This window comes from Leptolyngbya sp. 'hensonii' (assembly GCF_001939115.1).
Classification (GTDB): domain Bacteria; phylum Cyanobacteriota; class Cyanobacteriia.
On record NZ_MQTZ01000037.1, the window covers coordinates 17,991 to 28,385 of the forward strand.

A 10,395-nucleotide genomic window follows, 5' to 3' on the forward strand; every position below is an offset into this window, starting at 1 on the left:
TTAGAGTTTATAACTCTGGTTCATTCCTTCAACTTCTTCTCGCAATAACTGCACCAACTCTGATGGCTTCTGCACAATCGCACCCAAAGTGATAGCGATCGCGCAGAAACGTGATCTCACTGCAAATAATTCGCTCACTGACTTCAAGTTCCTCAGCTAGACTGGGGGCAGTTTGGCGTGACTCTTTTCTGAGTAAAGCATCAATTTCTAGAAGCCGTTCCAGGTGCCTTGACATACCCGTATCCGATGAATTGAGTCTATCTTAAACAGGTAACCCGGCAAAATCCTTTCCGGGTTCAAAAGTAATTCAGTTTTTTGCCGAGGTTGAGGGCTCCACAAGCAGCATTTGAATCTGCCAATTGGAACTCCCCTCCCCTGTCCATTGCGAAGTTAAGGATCGTGGATTTAATAACTCCGAAATTTTCAGCCCTCACCCCCAACCCCCAACCCCTCCCCCTCTCCCAGCGGGAGAGGGGGCAGGGGGGTGAGGGCAATCAGGAGTTTATCGGTGTTATTTAATTCTCATTCCTAAGTGCCTGCAAGCAGGATCAGGGTGAGCTTCTGCCCGTACTTTCGGAGCAGTTCTGTGGCCAAAACCGATCGCGCCAAGGGTAGCATGGTAGACCTGACGGCTCGTAGTGACCTGGATGGAATTCTGGCTGAGGTTGCAGTTCAGGAGGCGTGGGGCATTGGTCACCATATTGCCGAAGCTCTGCGAGATCGGGGGATTGGGGAGGAAATTGGGGAAAGGATAGTTTTTCGTCGAAAAACTATATAACTTTAAATTTATAATATAGGCATAGAAATTTAGTGTTTCCCATGTCTCTTCATCCTTGGGGTACAACCAGGCATTCTGCTTTCCTGCTGTCCCTGATGGCTTTACTTCTGGGCCTCAGCCCTGCCCTCTCCAGTGCAGTTCCAATAGACCAGAGTCACTCTGCATCACCGTTGCAACTGGCTCAAGCTCAGAACCCCCGCAAAGTTGAGGCAGATCGATTGTTCGACCAGGGAATTGAGCAATTCAACACCAGTCAGTTTGAAGCAGCGCTGCGATCGTGGCAGCAAGCCCTGAATCTGTATCGGGAGATCAAGGACCGCTGGGGTGAGGGAGCTGCCCTGGGCAACCTGGGGATTGTTTACAGGAACCTGGGAGACTACCCCAGGGCAATTGACTACCTGCAACAACGTTTAGTTATTACCTGGGAGATCAGGGATCGGCAGGGAGAAGGTCAATCCCTGGGCAATCTGGGTAGTGTCTACTTCTTCCTGGGGGACTACCCTAGGGCGATCGACTACCAGCAACAGAGTTTAGCCATCGCCAGGGAACTCAAAGACCGATTGGGGGAGGAACAATCCCTCGGCAATCTGGGCATTGCCTATAGCGCTCTGGGGAACTATCCTAAGGCGATCGACTACCAGCAACAGCGTTTAGCCATCGCCAGGGAACTCAAAGACCGATTGGGGGAGGAACAATCCCTCGGCAATCTGGGCATTGCCTATTATTCTCTGGGGGACTACCCCAGGGCGATCGACTACCAGCAACAGAGTTTAGCCATCGCCAGGGAACTCAAAGACCGATTGGGGGAGGAACAATCCCTCGGCAATCTGGGCAATGCCTATAACGCTTTGGGGAACTACCCTAAGGCGATCGACTACCAGCAACAGCGTTTAGCCATCGCCAGGGAACTCAAAGACCGGCTGGGGGAGGAACAATCCCTCGGCAATTTGGGACTTGCCTACCTGTCCCTGGGAAACTACCGCGAGGCGATTGACTACTATCAACAGAGTTTAGCCATCGCCAGGGAACTTAAAGACCGATTGGGGGAGGGGCATTCGCTGGGCAATCTGGGCATTGCCTACTTGTTCCTGGGAGAGTCCTCCAGGGCGATCGACTACCAGCAACAGAGTTTAGCCATCGCCAGGGAACTTAAAGACCAATTGGGGGAGGGGCATGCCCTGAGTAATCTCGGTTTAGCCCTATTCAAATCTGACAAGCTGGCTGAAGCAGAACAAAACCTGCTGGCCTCCATTCAGGTGTATGAATCCCTGCGCCAGGGGTTAGAAGATACTCAGAAGGTCTCCATTGCTGATACCCAGCGTGATCCCTACAACAATCTGCAACGAGTTCTGGTGGCTCAGAACAAAGTAGAATTTGCTCTAGAAATTGCTGAACGGGGACGGGCTAGAGCTTTCGCAGAGTTACTGACAAAACGCACCCAGGGGCAAGAAGCACTCACGATTCAGCCCATTCAGATGGCCGAGATCAAGCAGGTGACCAGGGAGCAAAAGGCAACGCTGGTAGAGTATGCCAATATCGATAATGAGCAACTCTTCATCTGGGTGGTCCAACCTACAGGCGAGGTGACCTTCCGCCAGGTGGACTTGAAACTTTTGAAACAACAGCAGCAGACCTTAGGTGACTTGATTTTCGAGAGTCGCGAGTCAATTGGCATCCGGGACCGTAGTGTTGCGTTTCAGGAAACGATCTCCTATAACGCCCCCGATCGTCAGGACTACCCGGAACTGAAACAACTCTACCAACTGCTGATTCAACCGATTCAGGACCTGCTACCCCAGAATCCACAACAGCGGGTCATCTTCCTGCCTCAGGGAGCCCTCTTCTTCGTTCCCTTTGCGGCATTGCAGGCTCCTGATGGTTCCTATCTCCTAGAGCAACATACGATCGTCACCGCTCCTGCCATTCAGGTGCTGCAATTGACGCGACAACAACGACAACGCCTGGCTGCATCTCGTGGTCCTGCCGTCGTTGTAGGCAATCCTACGATGCCAAAGGTGGTGTTACAGGTGGGAGAACCCCCCGTTCGCCTGCCCAGGCTACCAGGTGCGGAGGAGGAAGCCAGGGCGATCGCCCAGATACTGAAAACGGAACCACTGACGGGAGATCGGGCTACCAAGGATATGGTGGTTCAGCGGATGAAACAGGCCCGCATCATTCACCTGGCTACCCATGGCCTGCTGGATGAGGTGAAGGGGTTGGGGATTCCAGGGGCCATTGCCTTGGCTCCTACAGGCAATGATTCCGGGTTGTTGACGGCTGAGGAATTGCTGGTTCTGAAGTTGCAGGCAGAACTGGTGGTATTGAGTGCCTGCAATACAGGGCGAGGCTATGTGACAGGGGATGGGGTGATTGGGTTGTCTCGATCTCTGATCACAGCGGGCGTACCCAGTGTCATCGTATCCCTCTGGAAAGTGCCGGATACCCCGACGGCAGTGTTGATGACCCGGTTCTACCAGAATCTCGACCGGGGACAGGATAAAGCAACTGCACTCAGACAGGCAATGCTGGACACAAAACAGAAATACCCGGACCCCAAAGCCTGGGCCGCCTTCACCCTGATGGGAGAATCGGAATAGGGAACTGCACCCATAGAAAAACCCCCAGTCCATCTGAACCAGGGGCTGTCCTCAAGAGGAAGGGATTAGGAGATTGGTGTTCGATCGGACAGCGAAATCTTACTGAACTACCTGGAATCGCCAGTTCAGGGCACGGGGAGCCTGGTAGGGTGCGGTGGGCAGAGGCATGTCTCCATAGGTTTCACCGGGGGCATGGAACCGCCAATGCAGGGCGTAGGGCTTGCGGTAGGACTGAGCAGCAGCGGGTGTGAACTCCATCTTTTGTCCCCGGTAAATCAGTTGCATTGTAGAAGCCTCTGGGTTTGTGATGCGATTAACTCCAGGTTGGATCACTGCTGTTCCGCTCTCCATATCGTGATCTGAAGGGGGTTAGGGAGTGATCTTGCCGCCCCATCTCCGTGATATCGATCATTCCCCTAGTGGTAAGTCAGTCAATGATTGACGGTCAGCCAAAATCCAGGTTGTTGATTGGGGTTAAATTTTGCGGGTCTTCGACCCGTCAAAATTTTCCTGACGGAACACTAGCCTCACGTTAAAACTGTCCATACTGCTTCCTGGACAATCTCTTACTGAGGATAGGGCAAGATCTCAACGAACCCATATCTGGCTAATCCGATCGCACCACCCGCCAGAACTAACCAGACAGAATTGACGTTGTAGCGAAACACAGCTATGGCACTCACAATTGCCATGATTATGGTTAAAGTATCCACCAGGGCAGCTCGGCCCAGGGTACAGGTCACCCCTGCCATTAATCCCAGAGAGGCTGCATTCACACCATCCAGAAATCCACTGGCCCAGGGAGATTGACGCAACCTGGCCACCCAGGGATTAACGACTCCAACCAGTACAAAAGCAGGCAAGAAAATACCGATCGTCGCAACGATTGCACCTGTATTACCTGCTAATAAATATCCAATAAAAGTTGCTGTTGTAAAGACAGGGCCTGGGGTAATTTGCCCGATTGCGATGGCATCCAAAAGTTGCTGTGAGGTTAGCCAATGATTGCGATCGACCAGTTCCCGTTGCAGAAATGCCAGCAACACATATCCACTACCATAGAGCACACACCCAACCTTGAGAAAGAAGAGAAAAATACTCCCCCCACTGATAGAGGTCACGGTTGCTGTTGTACTGCCAGCCTGGGCCAGAATCCCTGAAACGGGCAGCAGGAAAGCACCCGTGATTGACCCCCTGCGCTGCCACTGCTTAACCAGCATGACCACAACACCCAACATAAAAAGAGCCAGAATTTCATCTAAACCAGCAAAATAGGCTGCGATCGCACTCACCCCAGCGACAATCGTTGGCGCATCCCGAACGGCCTTTTTACCCAGATTCCAGACTGCTTGCAGCACAATCGCAATCATCACCGGTTTAATGCCATAAAGCAGCCACCCCACCCCAGGAAGCATTTGGTAGTGCACATAAATCATCGCCAAACCCCAAACGATGAGCATGGCAGGCAGAATAAAGCAGCTTCCTGCAACCAGCAACCCACGCCATCCAGCCCGTTCATAGCCAATGTGAATGGCTAGTTCTGTCGAGTTGGGGCCTGGAATCAAATTCGTGATCCCCAGCAAATCCAGCAGTTTCTCACGGCTCATCCACTGTCGATGATTAACGACCTCCTGGTTCATCATGGCAATATGGGCTGCTGGTCCCCCAAAAGCGATCGCCCCCAGACGTAAAAAGACGATCGCGAGTTCTGCCAATCGCTGCTGTTGTTGACTGCGATTCAGGAAGGCATAGGCAACCGGTTCCTGTCCTTCCGGATTCTCTTGAGCCGGTTTAATTTCAGGCATGGGTTAGGACTCTCTAGATACACTTGACACACCTGATTTTCCCCCATTCTTTCACCTCTTCTGGGCTACCGTGTATCCATAATTCCTTCCCGAGAGCAGGGACTATTCATTCTGGGAAGGTAAAGAGCTTGGGCCAGGGATCTCGATCGAGGCTCCAGGCTCGGGCGATCGAGCTCTGGTCCTGCCGCAGATCAGCCCAAGCGGTTGCTCCCCAGAGGAGAGGTGGGTGTACGAAGTATATTGATACCTTAAAAATTGAGTGGATGGGAGGGATGGGAAGAGGAACAGAACTTTCCGATCGATAAGTTACTGTCTTTCCACTCAAAGATCTGCTCTAACTGTTCCAGGGAGACAAAACCATATTGCCAGAGAATCATGGGTAAGTAGGATTCCTGTTCAGGATGCTCCAGGACAAAGGAGAGCGCAGCATCTGAGATAGCCAGTTCTTCCCTCAGAAACTCGATAAGACGGGATTGTTGGGATTCGATCGGCATAGAAACCTGGAATAGGGAACAGTGAGGGTAGATGCTCTGGAACGATGGATGGATTGTCTCCCTGTTATACTCACAGGTTTTCAGCAAAATGCTATGTGTTGCGAGAACTGTAACATTTGCCGATCGGTCCTGGGTTTCTGTGGAGCACCGGTTAAGCCTCAGACTCTGGCGACACTTTCTCCTTAAATTGCTTCCCAGCAGAAAAGGCGGGAACTTTCGTTTCAGGGATTTTGAGCACCTCTCCTGTGCGGGGATTGCGCCCATCTCGGGCCTGTCGGGTCCGCACCTCAAAGGTACCAAATCCCACCAGGGTAACTTTGTCTCCCTCTGAAACCGTATCCACGATCGTCTCAAGAATGGCGGACAAAACGAGATCTGCTTCCTTTTTGGTCACACTTACTTTAGAAGCAATCGCATCAACTAATTCACCCTTATTCATGGATACACCTCAATTATTTTCCTTTTGGAGTACTACGGCGGGTTCCAGTTGACCGGGTGGTCGAACTGCGCCGGGTTGTTTTAGCAGATGTAGTTGTGGTGCGGCCCCGTCCCCGTTTGGGTATTACTCCTGGCTCCACAGGTTCAGGGGTTTGGCTGCGGCCCCGTCCCGTTTTGGCTACAGGCTTCTGCCCGGTTAAAGGGGGTTCCGGGCTATCCACAGGAACGGTGACCATGCTCTCGGGCTGCGCCAGAGCGACTACCGGCTGTTGTGAGATCGGGCTAACTTCAGGAACTGGCGCATGGCCATTACGCTCTACCCGGTCTGTCTGCTTTTTCCGCCTTTGCCGTCTGGGAGCAGTTTCAGGGGGTTCACCTTGCTGGCCACGCTTACCGGAGGGCACGTAGCGTCGGAGAGACCAGGCACTTACACTGAGACCTAACTGTTCAGAGAGCAGGGAAGCCACCTCAACATAGCTGTATCCCTTGGCCAGAGCTGCTCGTATAGAAGGAGCAACCTGGTTAATGGCCTCCACGATCGGCAAATGGTCTTTTTCTTTTTTCGGCAGATTCCTGAGGAAGGATTCGACCTGTTCCAGAGTGGACCGATGAACAGCTCTGGATTTAGAACGGGTAACGGTAGGCATGGTATGGGTCCCGTGAGAGTGGTCAATGAGAAAACGGGAAAACCGGTTTGAGAAGTTATCCCCTTAAAACCGGCAGCAGGAGGGAATGGATAAACCTATAGCCGGTTATAACCAGTGAAAAAATTACTGAAGTAGCAGCTTTATAGCACAAATTTGTAGCAATACAACTGATTCAGAAACCAATCTTCTGTCCCTAGATTGACCCAAGCACCAGACAATCCCTGCAAGCTGATCGGTTTTCTCTGGATCAAGCTCACTGAATCAGACCCACAATCGGTAAGCCAGGAAAGCTAACTTTTTCCTCAACGGTTCTCGATTCACGCAAAAGACCCATGCCTTTGCGATTCTTGCTCCCGTTCCAGAGATGCACCTGTTTTCTGGCCTAGACGCGATCGCCACGCAACTTGACTCCACCGATCTGCCAGCGGATCATCTCCCTAAAGTTGCCTGCGGCAGCATGAACTTCGAGGTCCAGTTCTGATTGAATATCCTGCCCCCCGATCGTGATCGGTATGGCATCCTGTTCGTCAAGGAGCAGGATTACTTCAAGCTGCGCTCCATCAGAATTATCTGAGCACTGTGTTCCGAGACATTGTCCGTAGGGCGACGTTGAATGTAAGCCCCTGTGGATTGCATGTCCCAAGCCTGACGATTATCAGCTAAGAGGATGTCGAGGATTTCTTTCAACTCCCTGGCGCAGTCTGGATCTTCAACCGGGGTGACCGCTTCTACCCGACGATCGAGGTTGCGCTGCATCCAATCCGCACTACCGATGAAGACTTCTTCCTGGCCACTATTATGGAAATGGAAGATCCGGGAGTGTTCCAGATAACGCCCCACAATGCTAATAACCCGAATATGGTCACTGACACCGGGAATGCCCGGTCGCAAACAACACATGCCCCGAATGATCAAATCGATTTGTACCCCCGCTTGGGATGCTTGGTAGAGCGTTTTGATAATGCCAGGGTCAATCAACGCATTCATCTTGGCAATGATGCGTCCGGGTTTGCCATTTTGGCAATGCTCAATTTCACGCCGGATCAGGGCCACCATGCGATCGCGCAGGGTTACAGGCGCGACCAGCAACTTACGGAAAGTTTTTTGTTTGGAGAAGCCCGTCAGGTAATTGAACAAATCAACCAGATCCGATCCGAGGTCTTCCCGGCAACTGAGTAATCCCAAATCAGTGTAAATCTTAGCCGTTTTGGCATTGTAATTACCGGTACCGATATGGACGTAATGGCGAATGACATCTCCCTCTTTACGGATCACCAGCAAGATTTTGGTGTGGGTCTTCAAGCCCATGACACCATACACCACATGCACCCCTGCTTCTTCCAGTGCCCTGGCCCAGCTAATATTACTAGCCTCATCAAAGCGAGCCTTGATCTCCACAAGGGCAACGACCTGTTTGCCATGCCGGGCTGCATCGATCAGGGCACTGACAATCGGCGAGTCGCTGGAGGTGCGGTAAAGGGTCATTTTAATCGCCTGTACACCTGGATCCTGGGCTGCATGGGTAATGAAATGCTCAACCGATGCTGTGAATGACTCGTAGGGATGATGAACCAGCAAATCACCCTGACGAATGATATGGAAAATATCATCCCCTGCTTCTTCGCCCTGAGAGAGGTTTTCAGCCAAATGACGCAATCGTTTGGGAATAACAGGAGTCCAGGACGGATCCTTCAGGTGGGGTAGGGGTAAGGCCATAAAGGCCATTAAGTCCCTCACGCCCAACCAACCCTGAGTCATGTAGAGATCATTCGGATCGACGTTCATACCTTTAATCAGGGTTTGCTTGACAAACTCTGACATGGTGGGCGCAAACTGGAACCGCACAATGGAACCTCCAAAGCGGCGTTTGCTTAATTCTTGCGAAATCGCTTCAATCAGATCATCCGCTTCTTCTTCCTGCACCGAAAGATCGGCATCACGGGTCACTCGGAAGAGATGGTGCTCCTGGATGGTCATCCCTGGGAAGAGGGCCTCCAGATTCTCAGCAATCACCTGTTCCAGGGCAACACCAGCCCAGACAACCGGACGATCGCTGTGGGGATGAAACTCCGGAGGCAGAGGGACAAAGCGGGGCAAACTATCGGGCACTTTCACCCTGGCAAAGCCTTCTTCCCCTGTTTCCAGATCTTTCAGCACAACAGCCAGGTTCAAACTCAGGTTTGACATCACTGGGAAGGGATGGGCGGGGTCTACAGCCAGAGGCGTCAGGATTGGAAATACCTGCTTTTCAAAGTGCTGCTGTAAATAGTGCTGCTGACTCTGGCTTAATTCAGCGTACTTCAAGACATGCACCCCTGCGGCTGCCAGTTGGGGGCGTATCTCTGCTTCCAGGAGTTTCTGTAGCTGATCAACCATCGGATGCAACTGTTGGCTAATCTCATCCAACTGTTGCTGGGACGATCGACCATCAGGGGTGAGCGGATCCACTTCAGCTTCTAGCTTGCGCTGCAGGCTGGCCACCCGCACCATGAAAAATTCATCCAGGTTGGCACTAAAGATCGCCGCAAATTTCACCCGTTCTAGCAGGGGAGTGCGCGGATCCATCGCTTCATGCAACACCCGGCGATTGAATTCCAACCAGCTTAGTTCCCGGTTGAAGTAATACTGGGGATCGTTCAGATCAATAGACACAGCAGCTTTAGCCTTTTTAGTCTCAGACATTGTGATTACACAAAAGAATTACACAGAAATCAAGTGTGATTTTACAGTTGGAGAAAAGAGCAGTAAAAATAGCAGAATTTGTAAAAAATAATTTTATGTTTTGGCCAACCTAATAGCTCATAGCACAGCCACATTAAAGACCTGTATCAGAAATCTGATATCTTTCTAAATTTTATCTTTCCAGATTTTCCAAAAAAGTCAATCTCAACTTTGTTCAATATCTTCGACCTATTCAAGGAAATCTAAATTTTTCATTAAGCAAAGCTCTTGATTTATGCCTAATGTTTGATAGCCATTCTATTTAGGATATGAACGGGATCCAGGGGTGGAACCTCTGGATGAGGGGACCGCCCCACCGCTCTTTGCTCCTAACCAATTTGTGAATGCTCTAGAGCATACTTGAAAAGAGTCTGACGGTCAAAAACGCAACTCCGTGAACTGCAACCGTCACTATGGGCTGACTGGTTTGAGCCAATGGTGGCGATCAGCTTCGTTCTTTTTGGAGCCAGAGCCTTAGTGACCAGGGCGAGGAAGAGACAGGCTTTTCAGCGGCTCCTTACAGCCTGAATTGGTTTTGATTAAAAACTGGATTAGCCTGCCTTGACGACATAACCTTTTCTTAAATTGAAGCCAACCTTACTTAATCAATCATTACTTCTAAGGCTTATATATTCTCTACAGCAATTTCCAGCCTAGTGAGGCGTATTTGATAGAATGATTTGTATGTTTACTTCATGCTCAATCAAGTGCAACCATACTCACTAGATCTTAGACAGAAAATTGTTGATGCATATCTTGAAGGGAATACGTCGCAACGTCAAATCGCTATACAATTTCGAGTTGCTTATAGTTTCGTGCGAAAGTTAATCAAACAACATCGGGAAACAGGTGAGATTGTCCCCAAACAACGAACTGTGCAAACACCGACCAAACTAAGTGTTGAGCAACTGGAGA

Annotated in this window: 10 protein-coding genes; 3 read left to right on the plus strand and 7 right to left on the minus strand. The window is 50.8% G+C overall.

Annotated features, from left to right (window positions below):
- Positions 1-28: 28 nt before the first annotated feature.
- Positions 29-235: an HTH domain-containing protein gene (locus BST81_RS27500; protein ID WP_143780312.1), complete on the minus strand. Its 207-nt coding sequence runs from the start codon at positions 233-235 to the stop codon at positions 29-31.
- A 318-nt stretch (positions 236-553) separates the two neighbouring features.
- On the opposite strand from BST81_RS27500, the gene BST81_RS11555 reads away from it, so the two are divergent.
- Together BST81_RS11555 and BST81_RS11560 are read left to right on the plus strand one after the other, a co-directional pair.
- The gene (locus BST81_RS11555) at positions 554-778 is read left to right on the plus strand and encodes a hypothetical protein (protein ID WP_143780313.1); all 225 of its coding nucleotides are present in this window, start codon (positions 554-556) and stop codon (positions 776-778) included.
- Between the two features lie 41 nt (positions 779-819).
- Complete coding sequence (locus tag BST81_RS11560) at positions 820-3,375, plus strand: CHAT domain-containing tetratricopeptide repeat protein (protein ID WP_075598677.1); 2,556 nt, start codon at positions 820-822, stop codon at positions 3,373-3,375.
- A gap of 99 nt (positions 3,376-3,474) precedes the next feature.
- Here the strand turns inward: BST81_RS11560 and BST81_RS11565 are convergent, their stop codons facing one another.
- The 6 genes from BST81_RS11565 to ppk1 form a co-directional block, all read right to left on the minus strand.
- Positions 3,475-3,660 (minus strand): hypothetical protein, encoded by a 186-nt coding sequence (locus BST81_RS11565; RefSeq protein ID WP_171974739.1) that lies wholly within the window; start codon positions 3,658-3,660, stop codon positions 3,475-3,477.
- 281 nt (positions 3,661-3,941) lie between these two features.
- The gene (locus tag BST81_RS11570; RefSeq protein WP_075598679.1) at positions 3,942-5,180 is read right to left on the minus strand and encodes a chromate transporter; all 1,239 of its coding nucleotides are present in this window, start codon (positions 5,178-5,180) and stop codon (positions 3,942-3,944) included.
- Between the two features lie 248 nt (positions 5,181-5,428).
- Complete coding sequence (locus BST81_RS11575) at positions 5,429-5,674, minus strand: DUF2949 domain-containing protein (protein WP_075598680.1); 246 nt, start codon at positions 5,672-5,674, stop codon at positions 5,429-5,431.
- A 151-nt stretch (positions 5,675-5,825) separates the two neighbouring features.
- Positions 5,826-6,113, minus strand: a complete 288-nt coding sequence (locus BST81_RS11580; protein WP_075598681.1) for an HU family DNA-binding protein — start codon at positions 6,111-6,113, stop codon at positions 5,826-5,828.
- Positions 6,114-6,126: 13 nt separating this feature from the next.
- Entirely contained in the window at positions 6,127-6,759 is a 633-nt protein-coding gene (locus BST81_RS11585) for a hypothetical protein (RefSeq protein WP_075598682.1), read from the minus strand.
- 540 nt (positions 6,760-7,299) lie between these two features.
- Positions 7,300-9,441, minus strand: coding sequence for a polyphosphate kinase 1 (gene ppk1 / locus BST81_RS11590; RefSeq protein WP_075598683.1), 2,142 nt, complete (start codon positions 9,439-9,441; stop codon positions 7,300-7,302).
- A 734-nt stretch (positions 9,442-10,175) separates the two neighbouring features.
- On the opposite strand from ppk1, the gene BST81_RS11595 reads away from it, so the two are divergent.
- Positions 10,176-10,395 (plus strand): helix-turn-helix domain-containing protein (locus BST81_RS11595; RefSeq protein ID WP_216351309.1); only part of this gene is annotated, 220 nt, incomplete at its 3' end.